Origin of the sequence: Streptomyces sp. NPDC059989 (assembly GCF_042736975.1) — a bacterium.
Classification (GTDB): domain Bacteria; phylum Actinomycetota; class Actinomycetes; order Streptomycetales; family Streptomycetaceae; genus Streptomyces.
Genome location: NZ_JBHWUO010000013.1, coordinates 79,248 through 105,312 on the forward strand (window position 1 = coordinate 79,248; position 26,065 = coordinate 105,312).

30 protein-coding genes are annotated in these 26,065 nt (G+C 74.0%); 7 read left to right on the forward strand and 23 right to left on the reverse strand.

Annotation, left to right across the window (positions count from 1 at the left end; genetic code table 11):
• Positions 1 to 8 precede the first annotated feature (8 nt).
• Complete coding sequence (locus tag ACFWBN_RS14115) at positions 9 to 1,907, reverse strand: hypothetical protein (RefSeq protein ID WP_385175831.1); 1,899 nt, start codon at positions 1,905 to 1,907, stop codon at positions 9 to 11.
• Positions 1,908 to 2,241: 334 nt separating this feature from the next.
• Here ACFWBN_RS14115 and ACFWBN_RS14120 point away from each other — a divergent pair, with 334 nt between their 5' ends.
• Positions 2,242 to 2,685, forward strand: a complete 444-nt coding sequence (locus ACFWBN_RS14120) for a DUF3887 domain-containing protein (RefSeq protein WP_385175834.1) — start codon at positions 2,242 to 2,244, stop codon at positions 2,683 to 2,685.
• A 51-nt stretch (positions 2,686 to 2,736) separates the two neighbouring features.
• Here ACFWBN_RS14120 and ACFWBN_RS14125 read toward each other — a convergent pair whose 3' ends face one another.
• The 5 genes from ACFWBN_RS14125 to ACFWBN_RS14145 all read right to left on the reverse strand — a co-directional run bounded on the left by ACFWBN_RS14125 (position 2,737) and on the right by ACFWBN_RS14145 (position 8,168).
• Positions 2,737 to 4,371: a phospholipase D family protein gene (locus tag ACFWBN_RS14125; RefSeq protein ID WP_385175837.1), complete on the reverse strand. Its 1,635-nt coding sequence runs from the start codon at positions 4,369 to 4,371 to the stop codon at positions 2,737 to 2,739.
• An 82-nt stretch (positions 4,372 to 4,453) separates the two neighbouring features.
• Complete coding sequence (locus ACFWBN_RS14130; protein ID WP_385175840.1) at positions 4,454 to 5,383, reverse strand: 2-dehydropantoate 2-reductase; 930 nt, start codon at positions 5,381 to 5,383, stop codon at positions 4,454 to 4,456.
• A 58-nt stretch (positions 5,384 to 5,441) separates the two neighbouring features.
• Entirely contained in the window at positions 5,442 to 6,383 is a 942-nt protein-coding gene (locus tag ACFWBN_RS14135; protein ID WP_385175843.1) for a DMT family transporter, read from the reverse strand.
• An 86-nt stretch (positions 6,384 to 6,469) separates the two neighbouring features.
• On the reverse strand, positions 6,470 to 7,204 hold the full coding sequence (locus tag ACFWBN_RS14140; protein ID WP_385175846.1) for an ArsR/SmtB family transcription factor: 735 nt from the start codon (positions 7,202 to 7,204) through the stop codon (positions 6,470 to 6,472).
• 94 nt (positions 7,205 to 7,298) lie between these two features.
• Positions 7,299 to 8,168 (reverse strand): SDR family oxidoreductase, encoded by an 870-nt coding sequence (locus ACFWBN_RS14145; protein ID WP_385175849.1) that lies wholly within the window; start codon positions 8,166 to 8,168, stop codon positions 7,299 to 7,301.
• A gap of 88 nt (positions 8,169 to 8,256) precedes the next feature.
• Here ACFWBN_RS14145 and ACFWBN_RS14150 point away from each other — a divergent pair, with 88 nt between their 5' ends.
• Positions 8,257 to 8,724, forward strand: coding sequence for a MarR family winged helix-turn-helix transcriptional regulator (locus tag ACFWBN_RS14150; RefSeq protein WP_385175852.1), 468 nt, complete (start codon positions 8,257 to 8,259; stop codon positions 8,722 to 8,724).
• A gap of 47 nt (positions 8,725 to 8,771) precedes the next feature.
• Here the strand turns inward: ACFWBN_RS14150 and ACFWBN_RS14155 are convergent, their stop codons facing one another.
• Entirely contained in the window at positions 8,772 to 9,404 is a 633-nt protein-coding gene (locus tag ACFWBN_RS14155; RefSeq protein WP_385175855.1) for a TetR/AcrR family transcriptional regulator, read from the reverse strand.
• 65 nt (positions 9,405 to 9,469) lie between these two features.
• Here ACFWBN_RS14155 and ACFWBN_RS14160 point away from each other — a divergent pair, with 65 nt between their 5' ends.
• Positions 9,470 to 11,083: an FAD-binding oxidoreductase gene (locus ACFWBN_RS14160; protein ID WP_385175858.1), complete on the forward strand. Its 1,614-nt coding sequence runs from the start codon at positions 9,470 to 9,472 to the stop codon at positions 11,081 to 11,083.
• Between the two features lie 42 nt (positions 11,084 to 11,125).
• On the opposite strand, the gene ACFWBN_RS14165 is transcribed toward ACFWBN_RS14160, so the two are convergent.
• The 10 genes from ACFWBN_RS14165 to ACFWBN_RS14210 all read right to left on the reverse strand — a co-directional run bounded on the left by ACFWBN_RS14165 (position 11,126) and on the right by ACFWBN_RS14210 (position 19,142).
• Complete coding sequence (locus tag ACFWBN_RS14165; protein WP_385175861.1) at positions 11,126 to 12,529, reverse strand: ATP-binding protein; 1,404 nt, start codon at positions 12,527 to 12,529, stop codon at positions 11,126 to 11,128.
• Positions 12,526 to 13,245, reverse strand: a complete 720-nt coding sequence (locus ACFWBN_RS14170) for a response regulator transcription factor (RefSeq protein ID WP_385175864.1) — start codon at positions 13,243 to 13,245, stop codon at positions 12,526 to 12,528. Before ACFWBN_RS14170 ends, ACFWBN_RS14165 begins: the two co-directional genes overlap by 4 nt.
• 9 nt (positions 13,246 to 13,254) lie before the next feature.
• Entirely contained in the window at positions 13,255 to 13,833 is a 579-nt protein-coding gene (locus tag ACFWBN_RS14175) for a hypothetical protein (protein WP_385175867.1), read from the reverse strand.
• A 66-nt stretch (positions 13,834 to 13,899) separates the two neighbouring features.
• Entirely contained in the window at positions 13,900 to 14,682 is a 783-nt protein-coding gene (locus ACFWBN_RS14180) for a cytochrome c biogenesis CcdA family protein (protein ID WP_385175869.1), read from the reverse strand.
• Complete coding sequence (locus ACFWBN_RS14185; RefSeq protein ID WP_385175872.1) at positions 14,679 to 15,326, reverse strand: TlpA family protein disulfide reductase; 648 nt, start codon at positions 15,324 to 15,326, stop codon at positions 14,679 to 14,681. Before ACFWBN_RS14185 ends, ACFWBN_RS14180 begins: the two co-directional genes overlap by 4 nt.
• Entirely contained in the window at positions 15,323 to 16,090 is a 768-nt protein-coding gene (locus ACFWBN_RS14190; RefSeq protein WP_385175874.1) for a thioredoxin family protein, read from the reverse strand. The genes ACFWBN_RS14185 and ACFWBN_RS14190 overlap by 4 nt, the downstream gene beginning before the upstream one ends.
• Positions 16,091 to 16,422: 332 nt before the next feature.
• A complete protein-coding gene (locus ACFWBN_RS14195) occupies positions 16,423 to 16,983 on the reverse strand; it encodes a hypothetical protein (RefSeq protein WP_385175877.1) in 561 nt (186 codons plus the stop codon).
• A 205-nt stretch (positions 16,984 to 17,188) separates the two neighbouring features.
• Complete coding sequence (locus ACFWBN_RS14200) at positions 17,189 to 17,974, reverse strand: CAP domain-containing protein (RefSeq protein WP_385175880.1); 786 nt, start codon at positions 17,972 to 17,974, stop codon at positions 17,189 to 17,191.
• A 282-nt stretch (positions 17,975 to 18,256) separates the two neighbouring features.
• The gene (locus ACFWBN_RS14205) at positions 18,257 to 18,688 is read right to left on the reverse strand and encodes a VOC family protein (protein ID WP_385175883.1); all 432 of its coding nucleotides are present in this window, start codon (positions 18,686 to 18,688) and stop codon (positions 18,257 to 18,259) included.
• A 52-nt stretch (positions 18,689 to 18,740) separates the two neighbouring features.
• Positions 18,741 to 19,142, reverse strand: coding sequence for a VOC family protein (locus ACFWBN_RS14210; protein WP_385175886.1), 402 nt, complete (start codon positions 19,140 to 19,142; stop codon positions 18,741 to 18,743).
• Positions 19,143 to 19,283: 141 nt separating this feature from the next.
• Here ACFWBN_RS14210 and ACFWBN_RS14215 point away from each other — a divergent pair, with 141 nt between their 5' ends.
• Together ACFWBN_RS14215 and ACFWBN_RS14220 are read left to right on the forward strand one after the other, a co-directional pair.
• Entirely contained in the window at positions 19,284 to 19,430 is a 147-nt protein-coding gene (locus ACFWBN_RS14215) for a hypothetical protein (protein WP_385175889.1), read from the forward strand.
• 13 nt (positions 19,431 to 19,443) lie between these two features.
• On the forward strand, positions 19,444 to 19,761 hold the full coding sequence (locus ACFWBN_RS14220; RefSeq protein WP_385175892.1) for a hypothetical protein: 318 nt from the start codon (positions 19,444 to 19,446) through the stop codon (positions 19,759 to 19,761).
• Between the two features lie 51 nt (positions 19,762 to 19,812).
• Here the strand turns inward: ACFWBN_RS14220 and ACFWBN_RS14225 are convergent, their stop codons facing one another.
• Positions 19,813 to 20,385 carry a hypothetical protein gene (locus ACFWBN_RS14225; protein ID WP_385175895.1) on the reverse strand — a complete coding sequence of 191 codons (573 nt, stop codon included), beginning with the start codon at positions 20,383 to 20,385 and terminating at the stop codon, positions 19,813 to 19,815.
• 329 nt (positions 20,386 to 20,714) lie between these two features.
• Between ACFWBN_RS14225 and ACFWBN_RS14230 the strand changes: the two genes are divergently transcribed.
• Positions 20,715 to 22,088 (forward strand): mycothione reductase, encoded by a 1,374-nt coding sequence (locus ACFWBN_RS14230; RefSeq protein WP_385175898.1) that lies wholly within the window; start codon positions 20,715 to 20,717, stop codon positions 22,086 to 22,088.
• 241 nt (positions 22,089 to 22,329) lie between these two features.
• Here the strand turns inward: ACFWBN_RS14230 and ACFWBN_RS14235 are convergent, their stop codons facing one another.
• Both ACFWBN_RS14235 and ACFWBN_RS14240 read right to left on the reverse strand, forming a co-directional pair.
• Positions 22,330 to 22,728: a hypothetical protein gene (locus tag ACFWBN_RS14235; RefSeq protein ID WP_385175901.1), complete on the reverse strand. Its 399-nt coding sequence runs from the start codon at positions 22,726 to 22,728 to the stop codon at positions 22,330 to 22,332.
• A 38-nt stretch (positions 22,729 to 22,766) separates the two neighbouring features.
• On the reverse strand, positions 22,767 to 23,324 hold the full coding sequence (locus tag ACFWBN_RS14240) for a VanZ family protein (RefSeq protein ID WP_385175904.1): 558 nt from the start codon (positions 23,322 to 23,324) through the stop codon (positions 22,767 to 22,769).
• A 207-nt stretch (positions 23,325 to 23,531) separates the two neighbouring features.
• Here ACFWBN_RS14240 and ACFWBN_RS14245 point away from each other — a divergent pair, with 207 nt between their 5' ends.
• Complete coding sequence (locus ACFWBN_RS14245) at positions 23,532 to 24,236, forward strand: DUF4230 domain-containing protein (RefSeq protein ID WP_385175907.1); 705 nt, start codon at positions 23,532 to 23,534, stop codon at positions 24,234 to 24,236.
• A 169-nt stretch (positions 24,237 to 24,405) separates the two neighbouring features.
• Here the strand turns inward: ACFWBN_RS14245 and ACFWBN_RS14250 are convergent, their stop codons facing one another.
• The 3 genes from ACFWBN_RS14250 to ACFWBN_RS14260 form a co-directional block, all read right to left on the reverse strand.
• Entirely contained in the window at positions 24,406 to 24,759 is a 354-nt protein-coding gene (locus ACFWBN_RS14250; protein ID WP_385175911.1) for a PRC-barrel domain containing protein, read from the reverse strand.
• A 104-nt stretch (positions 24,760 to 24,863) separates the two neighbouring features.
• Positions 24,864 to 25,538 carry a YoaK family protein gene (locus ACFWBN_RS14255; RefSeq protein WP_385175914.1) on the reverse strand — a complete coding sequence of 225 codons (675 nt, stop codon included), beginning with the start codon at positions 25,536 to 25,538 and terminating at the stop codon, positions 24,864 to 24,866.
• 133 nt (positions 25,539 to 25,671) lie between these two features.
• Positions 25,672 to 26,058 (reverse strand): VOC family protein, encoded by a 387-nt coding sequence (locus ACFWBN_RS14260; RefSeq protein ID WP_385175917.1) that lies wholly within the window; start codon positions 26,056 to 26,058, stop codon positions 25,672 to 25,674.
• Positions 26,059 to 26,065 lie beyond the last annotated feature (7 nt).

A 26,065-nucleotide genomic window follows, 5' to 3' on the forward strand; every position in this document is an offset into this window, starting at 1 on the left:
CGTCCGGCTCAGTTCGCGCCGGCCGGCGCCGCGCCCGCCCGCATCGGCGGGGTGGGCTGCGGGGAGCCCTGCAGGGCCAGCGCGGTGAGCACGACCAGCGAGTCCGTCCAGCCCAGGGGCGCGACCGAGGACGGCAGCCCGGCCCCGTTCACGGTCTCGGGAAGCTCCCCCAGCCCGTTCCGCTTCGACAGGACCCAGTCCAGCACCCTGCCCGCCCTCGCCTGCTCGCCCGTACCCGACCAGGCGAGGGCGAAGAAGGAGGTACTGGCCGTCCAGGCGTACGACCCCCAGCTGAAAGCGGGATCGTTGCCGGGCGAGACGCCGCCGTTGGGCAGCAGCAGCGCCCGGTAGGTGGAGTCCAGCGCCCCGCCGAGGCCGGTCGGGGCCGCGTTGAACGGGGGCGCCATGAACGCCACCGCACTGTCCCGGCCGTGCCTGCCGTCGATCGTCCGCTGGTAGCCCAACGGGGCGAAGGCGGCGGCGATGCCGGCGGACAGCCGCCGGGCCGCGTCCCCCCAGCGCTCCGCGTCCTCGGCCATGCCCAGCCGGGCGGCCAGGTCGGCCGAGGCGTTGAGCCCGGCCAGCAGCGGAGCGGCGGTACCGATGTTGGTGGTCGCGGTGTCCAACTCCCAGTAGTCCGGGGACGCGGGCGGCAGCCCGTTCGCCCCCAGGGACCGCGCGGCGTAGTCGGACGCCTTCCGCACCATCGGGTAGAGCGCGCGCAGCCGTTCGTCCCGCCCGCCCGTCGGAGCCGCCTGGTACCACTGCCAAGTGGCCCAGGGCACCCAGCCGTTGCCGTCCAGCTGCCACTTCCGCGCATCGGGCGGCCCGCTGCCGTCCAGCTTGGTACGGGCCTCCCAGGTCCCGTCGGCCCGCTGGGTGCGCGCGTCGTAGCCCAGGATCCGGTACGCCTCCTCGTCGTGCCCGGTGGCGGCGAACGCGGCCGAGGCGAACGCGCCGTCCCGGGGCCAGGAGTACTCCCACGGCGGCGACCACGCCGCGGCGAAGGCGCCGTTGGGCTTCAGCAGCGCCCGCATCGACAGCAGGGCCCGCTGCGCCGCCGCCCGCTGCGCGGCGGTGGTCCCGGGCACCCGGCCCGCGGCCAGCCACGCGCGGCTCTCGGCGACCTGCGCGAGGGCGCCCGGGTCGTCCGCCGCGACCACGGTGGACGCGGAGGCGCCGTCGCGCAGGTACCGCCACCGGCCGGACGGCAGGCGCAGCACGTTGCTGCCGTCCACGTACGAGGCACCGACCGCGAAGGAGGGCAGCACCGCCTCGGTGGCCACCCGGTTGGTCAGCAGCCCCGACGTACGGGCCGCGAGCGCCGACGTGGGCACGTAGCAGGGCTCCGTCTCCCCGCAGCGCTCGCTCCCGGTGGGATTGACGTGGAAGGCCAGCCGGGAGGCATCGGCGTGCCAGCCGCCCCAGTAGGCCCTGTCGTAGTTCCAGCTGGTCAGTGAGCCGGGTACGGACTGCCGGGTGCCGTACCAGGCGATCGGCTTGCTCTCCGCCGTGGTCGCCTGGACGAACAGGTAGTACGTGGCGCCCGCGGTGACGGAGGCGCTGACCGGGAATTCGACCCAGCCCGCGCCGGCCCCGCCCAGGGCGGCGAGGTTCAGGGTCGTCGAGGCGACCGCCGACCCGGCGTCGGTGCGGACCCGGCGGACCTGGGCGGTCACGGTGCCGGTCGCGGCGCCGCTGCCCAGGTAGACACTGACCCGGGAGAGCCGGGTGCCGGTCACCGTGAAGGCCTGGGCCGCCGCGTTGTTGGTGGACTTCACGCTGAACAGGGCGGTCTCGCGGCGCGTCTGCCCGTCGTAGGGCACGGCTGCCGCGGTGTTCGGGAGCACGGCGGGAACGCCCGTCAGTGCCAAGGAGAGCAGGGCGGGCAGCAGAGCCCTCGCCATCACCATCGGATACAGGCCCTTCCGTTGCTCGAAGGGCGCGCCGGGCGGAGGATGCCGGGGCGCCGAAAGCTGGACCCACCTTGCACGCATCCGGTCCCGGGGGAGGGGGAGTCGGGGCGTGTCCCACCGGATGGGGCCGCAACGACATCCGATCGTGTGACAGACATGGTTTCTGCCCCTGGCCCCGGGCGGAGAAGTCCTGCTCCCCCGGCGTGCGGGGGGAGGGCGAGCGGAGCACGATGGACGTATCGGACCAGCCAACCCGGAGAAAGCCGTGGTCCTGATGCCCGACAGAAGCACAGCACTCAGCAGCGAGCGGCGATGGGGCAGGGCGGTGGCCACGGTCACCCTGACCGCCTGTGTTCTGGTCCCGGCCAACGGTTTCGCCTCGGCCGCGGTCCAGGCGCACGCCCCGACGACGGTGGCGGGCCCTGCCGTCGCGGCATCCCCGGCCCAGACCCGGTACGACCGGATCGCCACTCAGACGCTCGACGACATCGTGAACGGCAACTACGCGGCGGCCACGGCCCACTTCGACGCGACGATGCGCAAGGCGCTGCCCCCGGACGCCCTCGCGGAGGCCTGGAAGACCTACCAGGACCAGTTCGGCCGCTACCAGTCACACGGGGATCCCAAGGACGTCGCGGTCGGTGAGTTCACCATGGTCAACGTGCCGCTGCGGATGGAGAAGCACCCCGGGGAGTTCCGCGTGACCTTCCACGAGGACGGAACCATCGCCGGTCTCTGGTTCCTCGCGCCAGGAGCGCCGGTCCCGTAGAGCGAGCCGCTCCTGCGTGCTGCCCCGCCGCGGCGGGCCCGCCCGTCCGCGTCAGAACCCGTTCCGTCGCCGCATCCTCATCGGGCGGCCGTCCGGGTCGACCAGGGCGTGGTGCAGAGGGGTCGCCAGCATGCGCCGGACGGCGGGCAGGTCCGGCGGGGCGTAGCGGCGCAGCCGGCCCGGCGGCCGGGCCCCGCGGCGGCCGCCCGCATGCCAGGCGTCCAGTGCCGCGGCGGCCTCCCGGAAGCCGTCGAACGCGGCCTCCGGATCGCACAGCGCGTCCGCCGTCCACGGCCCCGCCCCCGGTCCCGCCTCCGCCCCGTCCTGCGCATCGAGGTGCTCGCGCATCAGCTCCAGGCGCAGCTCCCGGGCGAAGGTCCGGGCCCCGTCCCCGAGCCCGCCCGGATCGTGCGGCCGCCGGGCATCCCCGCTCCGGTCGAGCACGGCGCAGCTCAGCTCGGAATCGTGCGTCCACGAGCGCAGGTTGACGTTGTCCGACCCGATGGAAGCCCATACGTCGTCGATCACGCACACCTTGGCGTGCACGTACACGGGGGTGCCGGCGTGGTTCTCCAGGCCGTACACCGCGACCCGGTCCCCACCGGCGCGGCGCAGCTCGCCCAGGGCGGTGATCCGCCCGATCAGGTTCATGGGCAGGGTGAGCCGGCCGTCCTGCTCCGGAACGGAGGGAATGACGGCGATCAGCCGCAGCCGGGGGTTCGCGCCCAGCGCCCGGGCGAAACAGTCCACCACGCGCGGGGACCACAGGTACTGGTCCTCCAGGTAGATCAGCGTCCGGGCCCGCCGCAGGGCCTTGAGGTACGCCCGCGCGATGCTGCGCTCGCCGTCGGGGGCGAAGGGGTAGCCGCGCAGCAGACGGTTCGGATACGTACGCAGGACCTGAACGGTGTGCGTGCCGCACGGCGGGGGATCGGGCTCCTGCGGGGGCAGTTCGTCCGCGACGGTGTCCTCCCGGGTCACCAGCTCGCGCAGGCGCATCAGCGGGCTGCGGCTGAGCGGCGCCGGATCCTCCCAGCGCTCGCGGAAGACGGCTTCGACGTCGCCGACCACCGGCCCGCGCAGGGCGAGCTGGACGTCGTGCCACGGGGGGTGCGGACCGTAGGCCGCCGCCATGGGCAGCGACTGGCGGTCGCCGCGGTGGGCGGCGTCGTCGTTGCGGTTGTGGCACAGGTCGATCCCGCCGACGTACGCGACATCGAGCTCCGGGCGGCCGGGATGGCGCAGCACCACCGCCTTCTGGTGGTGCGAGCCGCCGGGCCGCACCCTCAGATCGAGCAGGCACTCGCCGCCCGCCGCTTCGATCTGCTCGCCGAGGGAACGGTTCTCCTCCTCGCTGAACCGGAGTCCGTCCAGGTGGGAGCGCCACAGCAGGCCCTTGACGATGACACCGTGCTCGGCTGCCCGGCCCAGTACGGCGCCGATCTCCGTACCGGGCCCGTCGAGCCGCTCGTCGGGGTCGCCGCGCCAGTCGGTGAACAGGAGCAGATCGCCCGCGCGCATCCCGCGGATCCTCGCCAGGAGCTCGGCGAAGTACGTGGCCCCGTGGACCAGCGGCCGGGCGTCATTGCCCTCGGACCAGGTCGCCCCGCCCGGCCGGCGCGCGTCCAGCCGGGTGGCGGCATTGCCCCGCTCCCCGGGCTCCAGGAGCCAGTCTGAGTCGGACACGGCACGACCTCCACCCGTACTCCTACCCCAGCCCGCCCCGCCCACCCGGGCCGGGGTGCCAAGAGGGTCCGGCAGCGGTGCCTCAGGGGCGTCCAGCGGCGAGGCGGTGCTCGTGGACGCGCAGGTGGAGGGCGGCGAGGTCCAGCAGCGGGGTGGCCACCCCCCACGTGCGGGCGCGGACGGTGAGGTCGGTCAGTACGTGGTCGGCCTCCGTGGGCGCTCCGGCGACGAGGTCGCGGTAGAGGGACGGGGTGAGGGGGGAGCCCGGGGTCGTGACGGTCGCCCTGGTGAAGGCGAGTTCGGCCTCCGGTACCGGGTGACCGGCGGCCGCGGCCACCGCTGCGGCCTCGGCGAGCAGCGACGGCCCCAGGGCCGCCCCGCCCGGGACGGCGTTCACCTCTCCGACCGTGCCGCGCATCAGGCAGGTCAGGGCGACCAGGGTGGAGATGAAGACCCACTTGTGCCACATGGCCGCGACGATGTCCTCGGTCGCCGGCGAGTCGATGCCCGCGTCGGCCAGGACGGCGCGGATCGTGTCCACCCGGGCCGAGGGGCGGGCGTCGATCTCGCCGGTGAGGATGACCGCCGGCGGAGCCATGCGGAGGATGTCGCCCTCCCCGTTCAGGGTGGTGACCACCTTGGCGACCCCGCCGAGGACGGCTCCTGACCCCAGGCGTCCGACGAGCGCGTCGAGGTGGGCGAAGCCGTTGAGCAGGGGAACGACCGCGGTGTCCGGGCCGACGGCGGGCTCGATGTCCGCCAGGGCCGCCTGCAGGGCGGTGGCCTTCACGGAGAGCAGGACCAGATCGTACGGTCCGCCGGGGGCGTCGGCCGTCACCAGTCTCGGCGTGAGGTGCAGCTTCTCCCCTTGGCCCTCGACGCGCAGTCCGCGGGCCTCGAGGGCTTTCGCGCGGGCCGGCCGGACCAGGAAGGAGACGTCCTGGCCCGCCGCGGCGAGCCGGGCGCCGAAAAAGCCGCCGACGGCGCCGGCGCCGACCGTGAGGATCTTCATGGGGGAGTTCCTTTCGTGGGAGGGAGGGCCGGGACGACCCGGCGTGGGGCCGATCGGGTCAGGGCCGGCCCGCGCGAAGTCGACTGTCGCGGTGGGGAGTTCGGGGGGAGCGAGGAGCGTACCGGGACACGGCGACTCCGGCCAGGCAGAGCACCCCGCCGAGGAGGGTCAGCCAGGCGGGTACCTCGCCGAGGAACGCCCAGCTCAGCAGGACGACGATGGCCGGGACGGCATAGGTCGTCGCGCCCAGCTTGCCGGCGGGCATACGGGCCAGGGCGTAGGTCCACGTGGTGAAGGCGAGGGCGGTCGGCACCACGCCCAGGTAGACCATGTTCAGGGTCGCGGAGAGGGGCGCCTCGGGCAGTTGCGCGAACAGCTGCCCCGCGAAGGGCAGGCAGAGCACGGTTCCCGTCAGGCAGCTGAAGGTGGTGATCTGCAGGGGTGTTCCGTAGGAGAGCGCGGGCTTCTGTGCGATGACCCCGGTCGCATAGGCCACCGCCGCGAGCAGGCAGAGCACGACTCCGAGCACCGAGGTGGAGCCGCCGTCCCCGGAAGACATCGACAGGCCCACGATCACCGCTCCGGCGAAGGAGACGCCCATGCCCGCCAACAGCCGCGGCGGCAGCGCCTCGCCGAGCAGGCGGGCCGCGAGAAGTGCCATGAGGATGGGCCCGGTGTTGACGAGCAGTGAGGCGGTGCCCGCGTCGACCAGCCGCTCACCCCAGTTCAGCGCGATCGTGTAGCCGCCGAACCACACCAGGCCGGACACCAGGATTCCGCGCCAGGCCTCGCGGGGCGGCAGGCCCTGCCGCCGGACCAGGAGCAGGACGGCGAGCACCAGCGAGGCGGCGAGCAGCCGGCCGAGGGCCAGGGCGCCGGGCGAGTAGGCGGCGCCCGCGCTGCGGATGGAGACGAAGGCGGAGGCCCAGGCGAACACCGTGAAGGAGACGGCGCCGACCGTGAGGACGCCGGGCGGGATCGGACTAGAGCGGAACGTCATGGCGCCACCCTACGGGCGCAACATTTCGGTGTCGACCGAAATATGGATTCCGGATCTCGGTGCAATCGGGCGGCGGCGCCCACGGCTCAGTTCCATGCCTCCGGGGTGATCCCGAGCAGGTCGCCGAAGGCCCGCTCTCCGGCCCCGGTCACCTCCAGGGCCCGTCCGCCGCCGGCCGGGCGCACCACCCATTTCTCGTCCAGCGCGTGTGCGCGCAGACGCGCCCCGGTGACGCCGCCCAGGTGGCGGCGCCGCTCCGTCCAATCCAGGCAGGAGCTCGCCAGCGGCCTGCGCCCCTCGTGGACGAGGCTGATGCCGGCCTCGGCGAACCAGGCCCGGCCCTCCTCCGTCAGCTCGAAGGCGGCCTCCGTCCGCAGCAGCCCGCGCCGCCCCATCGCGTCGGTCACCGCCATGCCGAACCTCCCCGCGAAGTGGTCGTAGCAGGTTCGGGCGCGGGCCAGCGGGTCCGGCGCGGCGACCACGGGTACGGCGTGCGCCGCGTCCCGGTCCGGGATCGCGTACGAGGCGAGCTGGTCGACGAGGCGGGCGGTCGCGGCGTCGGCGATGCGCACGTAACTGTGGCGGCCCTGCCGCTCGGTCACGCAGATGCCGGCTTCGAGCAGCCTGGTCAGATGGCCGCTGACGGTGGAGGGCGCCACTGAGGTGATCCGGGCCAGCTCGCCCGCGGTCCAGGCGCGTCCCTCCAGCAGCGTCATGCAGATGGCGGCCCGCGTCTCGTCGGCCAGGGCCGCGGCGAAGGCCGCCAGGCGGGCGGCGGGGGCCGGCGCGTCCGCCGACGGCTCGGGATGCGACTCGTTCATGGGTCCAGGATGCCCCATGATTTCGGCGAGGACCGAAATCTCCGGCATTCGGCGGTGGGGCGGGACCCGGCGTCATCCCTGTGGGGCGGATGGGTCAGGCGACCCAGGTTCCCGTCATGCCGAGGACGGCCGCACCGTCCTGGTCGGCCAGCTTGGTCCCGGTGAAGTCGCGGGCCCACTGCGAGGTCTGGATGCGGAAGGCGGGGCGGTCGGCGGTCAGGGCCTCCATGACGGCCTCGGCGGCGCCGGCCGGGGTCTGGGCGGCGTCGCCCGTGAACTGGGCCACCGTGCGGTCGATGTAGTGCTGCAGGGTGTCGGCGTACGGGCCGGCCGCGGCGATCCGGGCTTCGAGGTCGAGCCCGATGTTGTTGACGAACTCGGTGGCCACCGCGCCCGGTTCGACGACGGACACGCTCACGCCGAGCGCGCGGGCCACGGGTGCCAGGCTCTCCATGTACCCCTCCACCGCGAACTTGGCCGCGCAGTAGGCCTCGTTGAAGGGCTGGCCGATGACCCCGCCGACGCTGGTGACGGTGATCAGGCGGCCTCCGGCGGCCCGGAGGTGGGGGAGTGCGGCCTTGGAGACGTTCAGTACGCCGAAGAAGTTGACCTCCATGACCTGGCGGACGTCGTCGACGGATTCGAGCTCGAGCGTGCCGAGGTGCCCGGCGCCGGCGTTGTTCACGACGGCGTCGAGGCGGCCGTAGTCGGCGATCACGCCGTTCACGGCGGCGGCGACGGAGTCCTCGTCGACCACGTCGAGCCGGCGGATGTCGATCTCGACGCCCGCTTCGGCGGCGGCCTTGCGCAGGGCGTCGGCGCGGCCGGTGTCGCGCAGGGTGGCCACCGTGCGCCATCCGGCCCGGGCGGCGGCGATGGCGGCGGCCAGGCCGATGCCGGAGGAGGTGCCGGTGATCAGGACGGTACGGAGGGCGGTGTCGGGGGTGGCGGAGGAGCTGGACATGGGGGACCTCTCAGGGGTCGAGATTTATGTGCGTGCACACACACTTTAAATTTATGTGCGTGCGCACGCAACCCCTAGACTGTGAGACATGCCGAAAAAGCTCACCGAAGCCGAGATGTCGGCGGCCGACTACGCGTTCTACGGGCTCGTCTGGGCCGGTACGACGATGACGGAGCGCGTGGACAAGGCCCTCGTGAAGGCCCACGACCTGCCCGTGTCCTGGTTCGAGGTCATGCTGTGGCTGGCGTCCAGCCCGGAGCCCGTGCCCGCCTCCGTGCTCGGTAACAGCACGCTGCTCAGCCGCAGCCAGGTTTCCCGGGTCGTGGACGCCCTCCAGAGCCGGGGCCTGGTGGAGCGCACGCCGTCGGCGCGTGACGCGCGGTCGGTGGAGGTCGCACTCACGCCCGCCGGGCGTACGGTGTTCGCCGCGGCGGACGCCACCCGGCGCGAGGCCTTGGCGCCGGTCTTCACGGAGCTCCTCGACGCGCAGGACCTGGAGGCCCTGGGCGCGGTGTGGCGCAAGCTCAAGGCCGCGAAGGGCGAGCAGGGCCGGTAGGGCCGGTAGGGCGGGCAGGGGGCGCCCGCCTGCGGGCGCCGGGTGGGTCAGGTGGCGGTGGGGCCGGGCGTGAGCGCGGCGGCCGCCGCGAACAGGCGGGTGCACCGCTGCGTCATGGCCGCCGGGGACTGTTCCGGGTGCTTCACCCACCAGCGGACGAGGGTGGCGACCAGGTCCCGCCATACGTAGGTCAGCGCGTCGGCGTCCAGCGGGTCGCTGGATCCGGTCGCGCGCAGCAGGTCGGCGGTGCCGTCGGCGGCGAGCCGGTCGATGGCCGACCAGTAGTCCGCGGCGCGCCGGGCGGCGTCGCCGCCGGGGGGCAGTGAGGTGTCGTAAAGCACGAACCACGCCTCCCGCTGCCCTTCCAGGGCCGTGAAGATGCCGTCGAGCACCCGCAGGGGCGTGTCCGAGGTGGTCCCGTCCTGCCCCATCGCCTCCCGGATGGCACCGAGGAGCCGGTCCCCGACGGGGACCAGGCAGGCGACGTACAGGTCCTCCTTGGTGCCGAAGTACTGGTGCAGGAGCGTCTTGGTGACGCCGACGCGCGCTGCGATCGCGGCGAGCGACGCACCCGCGTATCCGCCCGTGCCGAACTCCTCCGTGGCGGCGGCCAGGATCTGCTGCCGGCGTTGGTGTTGCGGGACTCCCTTGGTGCCGGCTTTCGAGCGTGGGGTTGCCATGCGCGGATATTATCAGTAAGTAATTTACCGCTAGGTAAGTTCCTGCGACCTCCGGAGCGCACCCCATGGCCGGCACCCCGACGCACCCCGTGTCCCGCACCCGCTCCTGGTGGGGGTGGGGCTGGGCGGACGCCCATCCCGACGACGCCGAATGCGCCGCGATGGGCGCCCTGCTCCCCGGCACCCTCGCCCGACCGCTCCCCGTCCCGCGCGTCCGCGACCTGCGCATCGCCGGCCCCGCCGTCCAGCCCCCGCCGAGCCTGGCGCACCTGGTCACCGCCGACCCGGACGACCGCGCCGCGCACGCGATGGGGAAGGCGTACCGCGATGTCGTACGCGCCCTGCGCGGGCGGCCCGGCCGCATACCCGACCTCGTCGCCCGCCCGGCGGACGACCGCGAGGTGGCCGACCTGCTGGACTGGGCGGGGGACCGGCAGGTCGCCGTCGTCCCGTACGGCGGAGGGTCCTCCGTCACCGGCGGCGTGGAGTACCGGGGCGACGCCCACCGGGCCGTGCTGTCCCTCGACCTGACCGCCATGGGCCGCGTCCTGGAGGTCGACACCGTCGGCCGGGCCGCCCGCGTCCAGGCAGGGACGCTCGGTCCTAGCCTGGAGGACCAGCTGCGCGCCCACGGCCTCACGCTGCGGCACTTCCCGCAGAGCTTCGAGTTCTCCACGCTAGGGGGCTGGCTCGCCACCCGTGCCGGCGGCCACTACGCGACCGGCCGCACGCACATCGACGACTTCGTACAGTCCCTGCGGGTCGTCACCCCGGCCGGCACCAGCGCCTCGTGGCGGCTGCCGGCATCCGGCGCGGGCCCTTCCCCCGACCGCCTGTTCCTCGGCTCCGAGGGAGCCCTCGGCGTCATCACCGAGGCATGGGTCCGCCTCCAGCGGCGCCCCGGCCACAAGGCGTCCGCCGCACTGGCCTTCACCGACTTCCACGACGCGCTCCGGGCGGTGCGGGCCATCGCGCAGTCCGACCTCGCACCCGCCAACTGCCGCTTGCTGGACGCCGGCGAGGCGGCGCTCTCCGGCGCCGCGCGGGACGGATCCGCCGTCCTCGTCCTGGGGTTCGAGTCGGCGGACGCGCCGGTCACCGACCGGCTCGAACAGGCCGTCGACCTGGCCCGCGCCCACGGCGGCCGGCGCGGCGGGGCCGGCACGGGCACCGCGGACGAGGCCGGCGCCCCCACCGACGCCGCCGTGGGCGCCTGGCGCTCGGCCTTCCTGCGGATGCCCTACCTCCGCGACGGACTGGCCCGGATGGGCGCCGTCGCGGAGACCTTCGAGACGGCGGCGACCTGGGACCGGATCCCCGCCCTGATCGAGGCGGTCCGCACCGAGGTGGGCGCGGCGGCGCTCAAGGCCACCGGGCAGCCCGCGACCGTCAACTGCCGCCTCACCCACGTCTACCCGGACGGTGCGGCGCCGTACTTCACCGTCCTCGCCGCCGGCCGCCCCGGTGACGAGGTCGCCGTCTGGGACGACCTGAAGGCCGTCGCGAGCGAGGTCCTGCACCGCCACCGGGCCACCATCACCCACCACCACGCCGTCGGCCGGGACCACCGCCCGGACTACGACCGGCAGCGCCCCGACCCCTTCGCCCTCGCCCTGCGCGCCGCGAAGGGGGCGCTCGACCCGCGGGGCATCCTCAACCCGGGTGTGCTCGTCGACTGACCGACGCGTCCGCCACCGGTCCTACCGTCCGCGCGGCAGGCCCTACCGTCCGCGCGGCCGGGCCGTCCGGCGGCGGGAGATGCGGGATCTGCGGCCGGACGGGGCCGGCGGGGCCAGTGCGAACGTCACGGTGATGTGCGCGCCTCCCAGCGGGCCGCGTGCGATGCGCATCGCGCCGCCCGTGGCGTTGGCGGCCCGTTGCGCGATGTCGAGACCCAGCCCCGTGGAACCGGTGCTGCTCCCGCGGGAGAGGGCCCGGTCCGGGTCGGGGATGCCCGGTCCGCCGTCCTCCACCACCAGTTCCACGGCCTGGGCCGTGCGTACGACGCGGACGGCGAGCGGTGTGCCGGCCGCGGTGTGCCGGAAGACGTTGCCGATGAGCGCGTCCACCACGGCCGCGACGTCGTCGTCGGAGAGGCCGACGGCCGTGGGTTCCTGGGTGAGGTCGAGGCAGCAGGACCGGTTCTGCTGCTCCGCCAGGACCGTCCAGAAGGCGGTGCGGCGGCGGACGACGTCGGCTGCCTCGCAGCGGGGGCCGGACGCCCCCGCGCCCCCGGCCTGGTGGCCCGCGGGCGGTTCCGTCCCGAGCATGCCCTGGCCCATGGGGCCCACGGCGAGCGGGGTGCGCGCCGCGGCGATGATGGCCTGGAGTTCGGTCTCCAGTTCACCCACCGCCGCCTCGACCCTGGCCGACTCCGGCGTGCCGGCCATCCGCTCCGATGCCAGGTGCAGGGCCGTCAGCGGGGTGCGCAGCCGGTGGGACAGGTCGGCGACGAGTTCGCGTTCGACGGCGAGCAGCTCCGTCATCCGGTGGGCCATCGCGTTGAAGGCGACGCCCGCGTCGCGCAGTTCCTTGGGGCCCATGGGGTCCACGCGGGTGTCCAGGTCGCCCTGGCCGAGGGCGCGCGACGCCCGCGCGAGCCTCTGCGAGGACCGGACGACCTTCGAGCCGAGGCGGTCGGCGACCAGTACGGAACCGCCGACGAGTCCCACGGCGAGGAAGAGCATGACCGCCCACGACTCCTTGACCCCGCGGGTCAGTTCAGCCTCGGGGACGAAGTTCTCGATGACGGCGACCCGGTCGCCGGGGAGCACCACCGGCTGGAGGCATATCCAGCCGTCGGGTATCTCCTGGGAGATGGACTCGCGTCCCCGTTGTGCCCGTTCGAGCAGCGCCGCGGGGGCTCTGGTGCTGCCGAGGGGCCCGGCGTCCGGCAGGTGGACGACCAGGTGCTCGGCCGCGTCCAGGCTCGCGGCGGACTCCCGCAGGGCGGGCGGATCCGTGGTCAGGGTGAGGACGGGGGCCAGGGCGGCGGCACGCTGCTCGGCCGCGGTGACGCCCTGCTCCTTGACGAGCGACATCACCAGTGCGGCCAGCGGTATGAGGAAGGAAAGGGCGACCATGGAGGTCACGGCGAGCGCCACGCCGGCCAGTGAGCGTCTCAACGCGGTGCCACCAGCTTGATGCCGACCCCGCGGACGGTCAGCAGGTAGCGCGGGGCCGCCGCGCGTTCGCCGAGCTTGCGACGCAGGGACGACAGGTGCACGTCGACGGTCTGGTCGTCCACGTACGGCTCGCGCCAGACCTCGGTCAGCAGCCGGCGCTTGGAGACGACCTGGCCGGAGTGGTGGGCGAGGAACGCCAGGAGGTCGAACTCCCGGCGGGTCAGACGCAGCTCCCGGCCGGCCAGGTACGCGGTGCGCGCGCCCGGGTCCACCGCCAGCTCGCCCACGGTGGTGGGGCGCAGCGGCTCGGAGGCCGCCACCGGTGCACCCGCGGGGGCGCCGGCCGGCGGGACGTGGCTGGTGCGCCGCAGAACGGCGGAGAGGCGCGCGATGAGCTGCCCGCCGGAGAAGGGCTTGACCAGGTAGTCGTCGGCGCCCGCGTTGAGGAGCTTGATGATCTCCGTCTCGTCGTCGCGGGCGGTGGCCACCAGTACGGGTACGGAGGAGATGCCCCGGATCATGCGCAGGGCGTCGCCTCCGTCCAGATCGGGCAGCCCCAGGTCGAGGACCACGGCGTCGACGGGGTTCTGGGTGACCTCGCGCAGGGCGCCGAACCCGTCGGCCGCGCTGCGCACGGCATACCCGTGCTCCGCCAGGACCTCGATCAGTGACTGGCGGATGCTGGGGTCGTCTTCGACTATCAGGACGCTCGGCATGGGGACACCTTAGGGGGCGGCGAACGTCGGGCCGTCGCCGGTCACGCGCAGGTGTACGGGGCGGTCGGAGACCGGGATGGTGCAGCCCTTCTCGGTGCTGCAGCTCGCGTAGCCGAGCAGCACCGTCGCGTCCCCGTCGGCGTCGGCGCGGACGGGCAGCGTGGTGGTGACCGGGCCGTCCGGGTAGACGGGGACCGGGGCGTCGACACCGGGCACGCTGATCGACCGTACGTCCGCGCCGGCCGTCAGCCCGCCCTCCGCCCTCAGGACGCCGGTGACGGCCATCGCGGTCGGCCGGCCCACGCCCTCGATGCCGGTGGCCGGCAGATCGGTGCTGTAGAGGTGGAAGCCCTTGGCCTCGGGGGTGAAGACCGCGGTGAGGGTGCCCTTCGAGTGGTGCCAGTCGGACACCGAGAGCGTGACGGTGACCCCGTTCTCGGTGAACCGCGTCGTGGGCGGCGGGGAGTCGCCGGCGCCCTCGGCGGGCTGACCGCCGCAGGCCGCGAGCGAGGCGAGGGAGACGAAGGTGAGCAGCGCGGCGGCCACAGGCGCCTTCCGGGAAGGCCTCGTGTGCGTGGAAAGGCTCATATGCACCTCTGTGTCATGTGTCGGGGAAGGACGAGGAGGCTTCGGCCTCGGGGGTGAACGGCGGCCCTAGAAGGCCGTGGTGGAGTTCGCGCTCCACAACTGCAGGCGGTACACCAGGTCGTTCCACACACCGGTGGCCAGCAGCACGCCGACGAGCACGAGCATGCCTCCGCCGATCCGCAGGACGGCCGGGTAGTGGCGCTTGACCAGGCCGAAGGCGCCCAGGGCCCGGCGGAAGGCCAGCGCTGCCAGGACGAACGGCAGGCCCAGCCCGAGGCAGTAGGCGGCCATCAGCAGGGCCCCGCGGGCCGCGCTCGCCTCGGTCCAGGCGAGCGCTTGGACGGCGGCGAGCGTCGGCCCGATGCACGGGGTCCAGCCCACCGCGAACACGGCCCCGAGCAGGGGCGCCCCGACGAGCCCCAGCGCGGGGCGCCGGTGGCTGCGGAACTCCCGCTGTGCGAAACCAGGCAGGAACCCCATGAAGGACAGCCCCATGAGCACGGTGAAGACCCCGAGCACCTGGGTGATCGCCTCCTGGTGGGCCACGAAGGCACGGCCGGCGTAGCCGAACAGGGCGCCTCCGGAGACGAGGACCGCCGTGAAGCCGAGGACGAACAGCAGCGCGCCGGTCGCCATCCGGCTGCGGCGCCCGCCGCGCGCGTCCGCCAGGTCGGCGACCGAGAGGCTGGTCACGTAGCTGAGGTAGCCCGGTACGAGCGGCAGTACGCACGGGGAGAGGAAGGAGACGAGCCCCGCCGCGAACGCCACGGGGGCGGCGATCGCGAGGGTGCCGTTCACGAGGGAGGGCGCGTCCGCCGCGGCGAGAGCCCAGTCCGTGGCCGTCGTCATGAGCCCTCTTCCAGCACGCGCGTGAGCAGGGGCCGCAGCTGCTCCTCGGTGACGGCGCCCCCGATGCCGGCGGCGATGCGTCCGCGGCGGTCGATCACGAGGGTCGAGGGAATCGCCTGCGGGTTGAGCAGGGCGGGAGGGAACCGGAGCAGGAGCTCGCCTGTGGGGTCGTGGAGGCTGGGGAAGCTCAGGCCGTGCGCGCGGACGAAGGACCGGGCCGCCGCCCGGTCTCGGTCCCGGGTGTTGATGCCGAGGAAGCGGACCCCCTCGTCCCGGGTTTGCCGGCTGAGCCGCTCCAGGCCGTCGGCCTCCGACCGGCAGGGGCCGCACCAGGAACCCCACACGTTGAGGACGACGACGTGGCCGCGGAACTCGTCGAGGTCGACCGGCTTCCCGTCCAGGTCTTCGCCGGCCAGTGCGGGCGCCTCCTGCCGGGCACCGGGGTCCACGACCGTCGCCCCGTCCGCGGCCCTGACGGCACCCACCGGACCGTCCGGCGCTCCGGCGCGGCCGCCGTCCGTACCGCCGCCGGCGAGAACGCAGCCGGCGGCGGCCGCGAGGCCGGCCCCGGCGAGCACGACGGCGGAGACGGCGACGGGGAACCGCCGCCCGCGCCCCGGGCCCCGCGGGGCGGGTCGTCTCACGACGCCCACTGGCGCAGGAAGGAGTTGATGCCCTCCGAGGTCAGCGACGGGTTGCCCGTGACGTGCGTGTCGGTGCGCACCGTGCCGGACGGGGAGACCACGACCAGTACGGGCATCGTGTACGTCCCGCCCGAGGGGCTGTACTTGCGCAGCAGCGCGGAGTTGGCGGAGCTGTTGCCGCCGATGTCGACCTTGACCAGGTGGTACGAGGCCCCCAGGATCGAGGCGGTCTGCGACTGCCCGAACACCTTGTCGGCGGCCTTGCAGTTGCCGCACCAGTTCGCGCCGAAGTCGAGCAGCACCATCCGCCCGTCGGACTTGGCCGCGCGCAGCGCCGCCTCGATCTGCTTCTGCGCATCGGCCGAACTGTTGTAGCCGGGACCGGGTATCCGGGCCGGCTCGGGCGCGGCGGAGGTACGGGGCGGCTTGGCGGGCGTCCCGGTGGGGGCGACCGAACCGGTCCTGGCGCGCGAGGGAGTCGGAGAGGAGTCGGCCGGGGCGGACGCGGACGCGGACGGCGGGGCCGACGCGGTCGGGGACGCCTCGGGGGACCCGGTCGCGGACGCCGTCCCGGACGGCAGGGCCTGCGAGGATTGTCCGGCCACGGACGGCACCGCGGATCCGACGGACTGGGAGGACGGCCCGCAGGCGGCGGTCAGCCCCGCCGCGACCACGGCCGCGGCGACCAGCGGCAGCCGGCCGCCCAGGAGCGCGGGGGAGCGGTGCGGCGTCGTACGGCGGTCGGCGCGGACGGATCGGAGCATGCGAGGACTCATGGCGAAGACACCCCAGGGCACGGTTCGGTTCGGACTGCGGGAAGGGCGGCACGCCCTCCGGCTCGGTGAAACCGGCGGCCCGACGGTCCGCCGGGGTGTCACGCCCCGACGCCGAAGGCCGCTCGGCTGACGCGAGCATAGGACCGCTCGGCGCCGCCGGAACCGGATCGGCGTGATCTTGAGGTTGCCCTAAGGAACAGCTCACCTTCCGCTTCGCCGGGACTGCTCCCATGCACGCATACAAGGCGGTGAACCCAGTGAAAGGGGTCAGAGGGGGTGAGTTGGCGCGGATCGGTCGGAACGGCTCAGGTGCGCGGGCTTCAGAACGACGACTCGCGGACGCTGGCCTTCGCCCCCGGGTCGACCGTCGCCGTGATGACCGAACGGTGGTCGGCGCTGGTGAACGTGACCGTGAGGGTGTCGGCCGAGGTCTGCGAGGTGGTGGCCTTGAAACCGAGGCCGGGGATCGCGGAGATCAGGCACACGCCCCGGCTCCCGTACCGCACCGTGGCCTTGCCGCCCTGCGAGGGGACGGTGTGCAGGCCCGCGCCGCCTTCGCAGTCGACGGCGCTCTTCGGCGCGGTGGGCCGGGGGGTCCCCGACGGGGCCTTGGCGGGGGTGGGGGCGGCGGTCGAGGGAGACGGCCGCTGCGTCGCCGTGGGCGAGGCGCTCGGGGAAGCGGTGGGGGACTGCGGGCCCGGAGACGGGCTCTGCGCCGCCTGCCATGCCGGCGGCGTGTCGATGACGGTCGGGGCGGACCGCGCGACCGGGGGCGTATGCCGGGTCGAGCCCACCACGAACTGGACCGTGGCGAGTACGGCCGTCACGCTGGCGGCCGTGCACGACAGCCATATGAGCAGGTAGCGCGGAATTCGAGGCACGGCCCCATAGTGGCCGACGTGCGGGCCGGCCGTGTCACCGCGCCCCGGGGAGAGCCCGGCGACGAGCGGCGGCGCGTGGCGTGGCGACGCGTGGCGATGAGGCCCTCCGGGGAACGCCGACGTCCCCCGCACCCGCGTACGGGTCGGAGGACGTCGGCATCCACGGGGCGGCCGCGGGGGAGTTCGTTCGTGACGCGGGGGGCCGCTACTTCCCGGTCCCGAAGTCCTGCGTCCACCACGGGCCGCCGTCACCCTTGTGGACGCCTATGCCGATCTCCTTGAAGGCGCAGTTGAGGATGTTCGCCCTGTGGCCCGAGCTGTTCATCCACGCGTTCATGACCGCGTCGGCGTCGGCCTGACCGCGGGCTATGTTCTCGCCCAGGCGGGACCACTCGTATCCGGCGGCCTCCACCCGGCTGGTCATGGTGGACCCGTCGGGTCCGGTGTGGGACATCACGCCGCTACGGGCCATGGTGTCGCTGTACGTCCGCGCGGCGGCGCTCAGCCTCGCGTTCGTGGCCAAGGGCCCGCACCCGGCGGCGCCCCGCTCCTTGTTGACCAGTGCGAGCACCGCGGACTCGGCGTCGCCGTTGACCGTGCCGGAACCACCGGACCCCCCGGAACCGCCGCCCGTCGTCGTGCTGGGCTTGCGCGTGGGCTTGGCGGCCTGGGTCGACGGCGACTTGGCCGGAGTACTGCTCTGCGCTGTCGCGGGCTCCGTGGCGGCGGCGGATGCCGAGGCAGAGGCATCGGGCGTTGCGGACGGACTCGGGCTCGCCGTGGCCGAGGCGTCGGCGGTGGGCGTGGCGAGGGCAGGGGTGGGGGTCGCCGTCCCCGTGCCGTCGCCGGTGCCGGCCGTCCCGGAGGCCTTGCCGACCGCGCCGTCGGCCCGCCGGTCCGCGCGGGAACCGCCGTCGGAGTCGGCCACCGCGACGCCGACCGCCACCGCCGCGGCCGCCGCGGTGACGGACAGCACGACGCGCGTGCGCACCGTCTTCCTCCGTCGGGCCTCGATACGGGGCGACACTTCGGGAGTTCGGCTGCGGCTCATGCCGGTAACACCTCACAGGAAAGGGGGAAGAGGGGAGTCCGCCCGAGCCTAGGCCTGTGACCAGCGAAAAAGGCCGCCTGGATGCGTTCTTCAAGTTCCCTTAAGGAAGCCCGCAGGGTCGACACAGGGACGAGCCCGGCAAACCCCCCAACTCGACCGCCCTCCCACTCGACCGGCCCGCCGACCGACCGCCCCGCCCGACTGCCGCCACCCGCCCGTCCGCTACCCGTCGAAGTCGGGCAGGATCAGGGAGCCGTCCTCGGCCAGGGTGAAGCCGGGGTTGTGGGCGATCTCCCAGGGGTGGCCGTCGGGATCGGTGAACACACCCGAGTAGAAGCCGATCGCGTTGACGGCGGCGGGCCGGGTGACGGTGCCGCCCGCCCGCGCGGCCGCGTCGAGCAGGGCGTCGACCTCGGCGTCCGTACGCACGTTGTGAGCCAGCGCGATACCGCCGAAGCCGACCGCCGGGGCGTCGGCGAGACCGCAGTCCGCGGCCAGTTTCCCCCGGTCCCACAGCACCAGGGCCAGCCCGCCCGCCTGGTGGAAGACCGTCTCCTCGACCTCGGTGCCGCGCCACCCCAGCGCCGAGTAGAACCCCTTGGCGCGGGCGAGGTCCGTGACGCCCAGGGTGACCAGGCTGATGCGTTGTTCCATCCCGCCACCGTAAACGCCGGACCCGCCCGCGCACAGCAGGCGAGCGGGGCCCTCACCCCGTCGCAGGGCCGGCGGGGCCGGTCGAGACCAGTGCGAACGAGTGGCCGGCGGGATCGCTGAAGAGGCGCACCGGGCGGGGGCCGTCGTCGACGTCGGTGCCGACCGGGCGGGCGCCCAGCGAAACCGCTTCCCGCTCGGCCTCGTCGAGGTCGGCGGCGGCCACCTGGATCCGTAGGTGGGCCTGGAGCGAGTCCTCCGGGCGGGGCCAACTCGGCGGAGCGAAGCCGAGGTCACGGCGGAACGCGAGCCGGATTCCGGCCGCGCCCACGACCTCCACGTCGTCGGCGGTGGGGCCGGGCCGGAGCTCCGCGTCGAGCAGGTCGGCGTAGAACCGGGCCAGCGTCTCGGGCTCGGCGCAGTCGAGTGCGATTACGGGTGTCTTCTGCACGGTCATGTTCCGCGTGTACCCGCTGAGTTCGATCGCACGCAGACGGTGACACCGCATGCTGTGTCGCGGCCGGGATTCCGGGCAGGCGCTCCTTGTGGCCGCGGCGCGGCGCCCGGCCTGTGCGTGCGAAGGCGAAGGGATCTCACCATGAACTGGTTCGACGGACAGGCCGTGCAGGCCGCCCCGGCATGGTTCCACCTGGCGGTGATGGGCGGGGCGGTCGTCGTCCTGGTCCTCGACGTGGTCAGGGGCCGGCCGCACCGGGGCGGGAGCACGCGTACGCAAGCCGACTGACGAGGAGTCCCCAGTGACCGCCTATGTGATCACCGTACCCGGCACGTTCCTCACCGATGTACCGGCCGCCGTACGAGAAGAGCTGGCGCAGCGGCTGCGTCCCGCGGACCCCGTGCTTTCGGACCTGGGCCAGGCGCAGGAGTTGGACCTGCTCACCGTCAACGAGGACGGCACCTTCTGCCTCCGGCTCGAGGTCGAGGCGGCGGACCAGGCCCACGCGGAAGCCGCCGCCGTCCGCATCGCGGAGTCGGCCCTCGCGGATGCGGGCCTTGCGGAGCGGGACGCGCCGCTGGGCCCTCCGGCCGTCACCGGAATCGACAGCGGCGGCTGACCCCGGCCCGACGGGTCCACGGCTCCGCGTGCCCGCTCTCCGCCGCCGGCCTCAGTGCCCTGCGGCCGCCTTGACCAGGGCGACGGCCAGGCCGATCGCCGCGTCGAGGGCGCCCGCCAGCAGGGCGACGGCCGGACCGCTGCCCATGCGGACGCCGCCGTACCACCCCCAGCCGAACAGGCTGGCCACGCTCACCCCGGCCGCCGCGTACAGGGCGGTCCGCAGGTCCATCACGCCCAGCGCGGCGGAGCCGATCAGGATCAGCGGGGCGACGGCGGACAGCAGCAGGGGGCTGCTGACCCACAGCATGTGGCGCAACTCCCCGCCGGAGGCGAGCCGGCCGTGGACCACGCGATGGGCCTGCTGGTCCGCGACCAGGGTCGCCAGCCACAGCCCGACGGCGGCGGTCAGCACGGTGGCCGCGGTCCCGGCGGCGTCGGCGTGCTCCGACACGGCCAGGCCGATCACCACGGAGATCATGGTGATGGTCGCGTACAGCCGCTCCTTGAGTCGGGCGGCGGCCGCCTGCGGATCCAGTCCCGGCGCGGCGGCCGTCCCGGGGGCTCCGGCGGCGTCGGCCCGGTCAGGTCCGGGCTCGGTGTCGCCGGTGTCCTCGTGCCCCATGCCGCCAGCCTAGGCCGTCTCTTCCGGATCTTGCCTGACCCGCGCCGCCCGGCACCGCACCTCGCCGCGTTGTCGAGGCACCCGAGGACGTCCAGTAATCGGGAGCCTCTCCGCCTTGCGATGCACGGCACCGGACGACGCGGGCTTAACCGGCAAGATCCGAAAGAGACGGCCTAGGGCTTGTGATCCGGATCGGGCCGGACCGGCCCGGCGGTGTCGGGCGCCGTCTCCGCACGTCTGCGGGCCGCGCCGGATCCGTACGGGCGTACCTGCGCCCCGACCACGCGCGCCCGGCGCCACGCCCGCCCCGCGGAGGTACGTTCCGCGGCATGCGTACTCATGATCTCGTCATCGTCGGGGCCGGCTCCGGCAACGCCGTCGTCGACGACCGGTTCGCCCATCTGGACGTCGCCGTCGTCGACGAAGGGCCCTTCGGCGGTACCTGCCTGAACCGGGGGTGCATTCCGAGCAAGATGCTGGTGCACGTGGCGGACATCGCCGACGGCGTCCGCGAAGCCGGCCGCTTCGGCGTGGACGCGGCGCTGCACGGGGTTCGCTGGGACGACGTCCGGGCCAGGGTCTTCGGGCGTCTGGACCGGGAGGCCGCCGAAGGCGAGGCGGGCCGGCGCCGGTCCGCGAACGTGCACGTCTACCGGGGGCGCGCCCGCTTCACCGCGGCGCGGACGCTCCTGGTCGAGACCGAGGGGGGCGCCGTACCCCTCCGCGGCGAACAGCTCGTCATCGCCGTCGGCGGCCGCCCCACCGTGCCCCCACCGGTGGCGGACTCCGGACTGCCGTACGAGACCTCCGACACGGTGATGCGCCTGGACGGCCCGCCCCGCCACCTGGCGGTCCTCGGCGGTGGCTACATCGCCGCCGAGCTCGCCCACGTCTTCCACGCCGCGGGCAGCCGCGTCACCGTCGTCGAGCAGGAGGACACGCTGCTCGCCGCCCAGGACGAGACCGTGGCCGCCGCCTACACCGAGATCGCCGCCGGCCGCTACGACGTGCGCACGGGGACGGAGTTGACCCGCATCGAGGGCGAGCCGGGACGGTTGCGCCTGGTGCTCGACGACGGCGCGACCGTCGAGGCGGACACCCTGCTCGTCGCCGTGGGCCGCACCCCCAACAGCGACAGGATCCACGCCGAGCGGGCCGGGATCGCCCTGCACGACGACGGGCGCGTCGTCGTGGACGCCTTCCAGCGGACCACCGCACCCGGGGTCTTCGCCCTCGGCGACGTGAGCACGCCCTTCCCCCTCAAGCACGTGGCGAACCGGGAGGCGCGGGTGGTGGCGCACAACCTGCTGCACGCCGACGACCTGGTCCCCACCTCCCACGAGGCCGTACCGGCGGCGGTGTTCACCCGCCCCCAGATCGCGCAGGTCGGCAGGACCGAGCGGGAGTGCCGGGAGGAAGGGCTCGACTACGCCGTCGCGGTCCGCCGGTTCTCGGACACCGCGTACGGCTGGGCGCTGGAGGACACGACCGGCTTCTGCAAGGTGCTCGCGGACCGCGGCACCGGTCTCCTGCTGGGCGCCCACGTCCTCGGGCCGCAGGCCGCCACCCTGATCCAGCCGTTGGTGGTGGCCATGAGCCTGGGGATCGGCGCCGCCGCCCTCGCGCGGACTCCGTACTGGATCCATCCCGCGGCCACCGAGGCGGTGTCGAACGCCCTCCTCGACCTGGACCTAGTGCTGTGACCGGGAAGGTTCACCGGGTCGCGGCGCTCCCCCAGCTACCGCTGGGAGGTACCCCCAGGCACGGCACCTCGCCGCGTTGTCGGACCACGCAAGTACGTCCAGTACGAGGCGCGGTCCTCCGCCTTGCGATGCACCGCACCGGACGCCGCGACCCGGCAAACCTTCCCGGCCACAGCACTAGGCGGCTCCCACCGTCCCTGAGTCGCTGCCGGGCGCGGTTCTACCGGAGGGCCCGGCACGGTCAGGCGGAGGCGAAGACTTCCTCGTGCGCGTCGTCGAGGACGAACCCGTTGTCGAGGCGGACACGGACCGTCACGCGGACCTTCCGCTCCTGGTAGGCGATCCACGCGGGTTCCAGCGAGCCGATCTGCTCCTCGAGCTGCTGCCGGCTCCCCGGGGGCATCTGGTGGCCGAAGTCGTCTCGCAGCGACGTGAGCCGTACGTACTCGAGGACCTCGTGGCTCTGCTGCTGGTTCCGGTCCTCGTCCACCCGCTCGACCGTGCCCTCGGTGCCCGCCGCCAACGACAGGGATCCGGCGACGGCATCCGCCTCTTCGGCGGAGTCGGCGGCCAGGGTGACCGCGCCGGCCAGCCTCAGGTCTGCCGCCAGCTTCACCCGCTGGCCCTCTTTCAGCGTCATCGATCCTTCATCCGGTCGGTCGGGGTGCACCTGAGTCGTCAATGGTGCGGGGACGCGCTCCCATTATGCGTCCGGTGCCACCAGTGCCGGCGGCGCGGATGGACGGAGCGGCCCAGGCGGCGGCCGAGGAGGAGGTAGCCGAGGAGCGCGCCGACGGTGTTGAGGATGACGTCGTCGACGTCGAACGCCCGGCCCGCGACGAGCGCACCCTGGATCAGCTCGACGAGCATCATCACGACCGCCGTGGGCACCGCCACCCGGAGCAGGCCCCGGGCCTGCGGCAGCAGGACGGGAAGCAGCACACCGAAGGGGACGCCCAGGAGGAGGTTCCCGCCGAGCTGTTCGGCCACGGCCCGGACGGACGTGCCGTCGAGGTAGGCCCTGATCGAGGCACCCGGGCGGACGTTGCTGTGCACGAGGTCGACGGAGGCGGCGGACGGCTCCAGGGTGACCCGCGCCAGCACGATGCTGAACAGGACCGTGCCCGCGAAGGCGACCAGCACGGCGGCGGCGCGCAGCACCGGGTGTACGGGTGCCGGGCGGCGGGGCGGATCCGCCGGGCTGTCTGCTGCGACGGTGGTCTTCGACTCGTCCATGGGTCGCTCCGTGGGGTGTCGTAACGAGCCCCGTACGGGGGGCTGTCGGGATGGTCGGCTGCCCCCGGCTGCCTCCTCCCGCCCTTGGCGCGCCGTCGGGGTCCCGGCGACGCGTGTACCCGGGCAGCGGGCCGACACGCCTTCCCCGGGCGCCCCGGCCGCCAAAGGGCAAGGGATGACCATGAACTGACGGGGCATCCGCTCACCATGGACACCCACGCGAACGACACCGGGGCGCCCGCCCCGCGCGGCACACCGCGGTGGACGGGCCGGTCGGGCCGGACCTGGCGGTGGGCGGCCCGGGGCGCCGTCGCGCTCGTGGCCGTGGCCGCCCTGCTGCTCCTCGCCGGCCGGCTGCTCGCCCTGCCCGGCCTGGGCGACGTCTTCGGAACCCGCACCCACGACCGCACCGGGCCGGCCGTGCTGAAGTCCCTCCGCGACATGAGCCGGTTCGAGGGCGCCGCGGGCGACTACCAGGTCGTGGTGGACCTGGAGCGGGACGCCCCCTTCCTGCCGGACGCCGTGCGCGGCACCCGCACCCTGTACGTCGGCGCCGGGTCGGTCGCGGCGTACGTGGAGCTGGGCGAGCTCGACGAGCGGGCCGTGTCGGTCAACGCCGACCGCACCGAAGCCGTCCTCCGGCTCCCGCACGCCACCCTCGGCACTCCCGCGCTGGACCCGGGGCGCTCGTACGCCGTCTCCAAGCAGCGCGGGCTGCTGGACCGGCTCGGCGACCTGTTCTCGGGCAACCCCGAGGGTGAACAGGCCGTGCAGAAGCTCGCGGTGGAACGCATCGGCGGAGCGGCCAGGGACAGCGGCCTCACGCAGCGCGCCGAGCGGAACACCACGCTGATGCTCGAAGGCCTGCTCCGGTCGCTGGGCTACGAACGGGTCTCCGTCTCGTACGGCTGAGGGCCTCGTACGGCTGAGGTCTCGTACGGCCGAGTCTCGTACGGCCGAGTCTCGTACGGCCGAGTCTCGTACGGCCGAGTCTCGTACGGCCGAGTCTCGTACGGCCGAGTCTCGTACGGCCGAGGCGGCCCCGGCGCGGAGCCGGAGGCCGCCTCGGCCGCGGGGCACGTCAGATCGGCGGGAGGACGCCGTAGTAGCCGCCCAGCTGCTGCCGGTAGTCCCGGTCCTGCAGGTGCTCCTCCCGCACGAACTCGGGGGCGTTCTTGATCTGTTCCTTCGTCAGCCCGACATGGACCTTCTCCTCGGCCACGTTGATACCGGTGACCGTGCCCGCCGGCAGGAGGACCTCCTTGCCGAAGATCCACGGGCCGGTGTCCACCACCAGATAGGCGGATCCGGCCTCGTCGGAGTGCTTGTCCACCTTGCCGACGCTGCCGTCGGTCGCCTCCACCTTGTAGCCGGACAGGTCCACATCCGCGATCCGGTCGACGGTGACGCGGTAGGCCCAGACGTTCTCAGACATGGGTGAAACAGCTCCCTTCATCGAACGGTGTCTGTCAATGGCCCGCCTGCCCGGCGGCGTCGGCGATACACCTCCCGGTCCCGAACCACGGCCGGGAGGGGTGGTCACGCGGCGGTCCGGTCCGCCCGCGCGGCCGCCACCGCGACGGCCGCCAGCAACACCAGCACGGCCCCCAGCACCCACCCCGGCCCCGGACCGGAGTGCAGCAGGCCGCCCACCAGCGCCCCGCAGGCGAGGATCGCGACCGACAGGCCCCGCCGCACCGTGGCCGGCCCCCAGGGATCGGCGGCCAGCCCCGTCAGGGTCCGCGTCACCACGGTGGTGGTCAGGTCCGGTACGCCGAGCCGGTGCACCACCGCGTTCTGCAGCCCCATGCCCGCCGCCAGCGGCACGAGGACGGCATACCGGCCGAGGTCCCACCCCAGTGCCACCAGAGCCACCCCGACCAGGACCGCCTGTCCCGCCACCAGCGGTCCGAACAGGCCGGCCGGCCTGGCGGCCCGCCGCCACCGGCCGCCGGCCAGGGCCCCGCCCAGGAACGCGGCCAGGGCCGTCGCGGACGCGGGAGCCGACAACCCGCCCGAACCGGCCAGCGCGAAGCCGAGGAAGACCACGTTGCCGGTCATGTTGGCCACGAACACCCGCCCGAGCCCGAGGAAACTCACCGCGTCCACCAGGCCGCTGGCGAAGGTCAGCACCAACAGCAGCGGTCCGAGGTGCGCGTAGGGGTGTCCCTCGGGGTAGAGCCACCCCGTCGGTTCGGGCCGTGCGCCGCTCACCCTCCGCCCCTCCGGGGATGCTCCGCACCGGCGTCCATGCCCACCAGTGGATCATCCGGCCCCGGCCGCCGCGACCGTACGCCCCCCAACAGCGGCATGTTCCGTCCCCCGGCACGGTGCGGCGCGTCCCGGCTCAGGGGCGGAAGCGCAGCGGGTGATCGGCCGGCACCTCCACGACGGCGATCCGCACGCCGTCCGGGTCGGCGATCCACATCTCGATCAGGCCCCAGGGCTCGCGCAGCGGCGGCCGCAGCACCTGCGCACCCCGGCCGCGCAGTTCCTCGTACGCCGCCTGTACGTCGGCGACCTGGAGCCACAGCCGCAGGCCGGGCGCGGACGGTGTCTCGGCGCGTCCCGACACCTCCAGGAAGCCGCCGCCGAGGAAGTAGACCGTGCCGCGCTCGGGGCCCGTTCCGAACTCGCGGTGGACGGCGAGGCCGAGGACGTCGCCGTAGAAGGCGCGCGAGCGCTCGGGATCAGTGGGGCGCAGCAGGACCCTGCTGCCCAGTACGTGCACCATGGGCACA

Coding starts and splice junctions, on each gene's coding strand:
- ACFWBN_RS14175 (WP_385175867.1), bottom strand. CDS start 13,833: ATGAGCCTTTCCACGCACACGAGGCCTTCCCGGAAGGCGCCTGTGGCC.
- ACFWBN_RS14240 (WP_385175904.1), bottom strand. CDS start 23,324: ATGGACGAGTCGAAGACCACCGTCGCAGCAGACAGCCCGGCGGATCCG.
- ACFWBN_RS14205 (WP_385175883.1), bottom strand. CDS start 18,688: ATGGAACAACGCATCAGCCTGGTCACCCTGGGCGTCACGGACCTCGCC.
- ACFWBN_RS14135 (WP_385175843.1), bottom strand. CDS start 6,383: ATGACGTTCCGCTCTAGTCCGATCCCGCCCGGCGTCCTCACGGTCGGC.
- ACFWBN_RS14225 (WP_385175895.1), bottom strand. CDS start 20,385: ATGGGGCACGAGGACACCGGCGACACCGAGCCCGGACCTGACCGGGCC.
- ACFWBN_RS14180 (WP_385175869.1), bottom strand. CDS start 14,682: ATGACGACGGCCACGGACTGGGCTCTCGCCGCGGCGGACGCGCCCTCC.
- ACFWBN_RS14230 (WP_385175898.1), top strand. CDS start 20,715: ATGCGTACTCATGATCTCGTCATCGTCGGGGCCGGCTCCGGCAACGCC.
- ACFWBN_RS14130 (WP_385175840.1), bottom strand. CDS start 5,383: ATGAAGATCCTCACGGTCGGCGCCGGCGCCGTCGGCGGCTTTTTCGGC.
- ACFWBN_RS14245 (WP_385175907.1), top strand. CDS start 23,532: ATGGACACCCACGCGAACGACACCGGGGCGCCCGCCCCGCGCGGCACA.
- ACFWBN_RS14150 (WP_385175852.1), top strand. CDS start 8,257: ATGCCGAAAAAGCTCACCGAAGCCGAGATGTCGGCGGCCGACTACGCG.
- ACFWBN_RS14210 (WP_385175886.1), bottom strand. CDS start 19,142: ATGACCGTGCAGAAGACACCCGTAATCGCACTCGACTGCGCCGAGCCC.
- ACFWBN_RS14250 (WP_385175911.1), bottom strand. CDS start 24,759: ATGTCTGAGAACGTCTGGGCCTACCGCGTCACCGTCGACCGGATCGCG.
- ACFWBN_RS14190 (WP_385175874.1), bottom strand. CDS start 16,090: ATGCTCCGATCCGTCCGCGCCGACCGCCGTACGACGCCGCACCGCTCC.
- ACFWBN_RS14170 (WP_385175864.1), bottom strand. CDS start 13,245: ATGCCGAGCGTCCTGATAGTCGAAGACGACCCCAGCATCCGCCAGTCA.
- ACFWBN_RS14235 (WP_385175901.1), bottom strand. CDS start 22,728: ATGACGCTGAAAGAGGGCCAGCGGGTGAAGCTGGCGGCAGACCTGAGG.
- ACFWBN_RS14215 (WP_385175889.1), top strand. CDS start 19,284: ATGAACTGGTTCGACGGACAGGCCGTGCAGGCCGCCCCGGCATGGTTC.
- ACFWBN_RS14160 (WP_385175858.1), top strand. CDS start 9,470: ATGGCCGGCACCCCGACGCACCCCGTGTCCCGCACCCGCTCCTGGTGG.
- ACFWBN_RS14140 (WP_385175846.1), bottom strand. CDS start 7,204: ATGAACGAGTCGCATCCCGAGCCGTCGGCGGACGCGCCGGCCCCCGCC.
- ACFWBN_RS14145 (WP_385175849.1), bottom strand. CDS start 8,168: ATGTCCAGCTCCTCCGCCACCCCCGACACCGCCCTCCGTACCGTCCTG.
- ACFWBN_RS14260 (WP_385175917.1), bottom strand. CDS start 26,058: ATGGTGCACGTACTGGGCAGCAGGGTCCTGCTGCGCCCCACTGATCCC.
- ACFWBN_RS14155 (WP_385175855.1), bottom strand. CDS start 9,404: ATGGCAACCCCACGCTCGAAAGCCGGCACCAAGGGAGTCCCGCAACAC.
- ACFWBN_RS14115 (WP_385175831.1), bottom strand. CDS start 1,907: ATGGCGAGGGCTCTGCTGCCCGCCCTGCTCTCCTTGGCACTGACGGGC.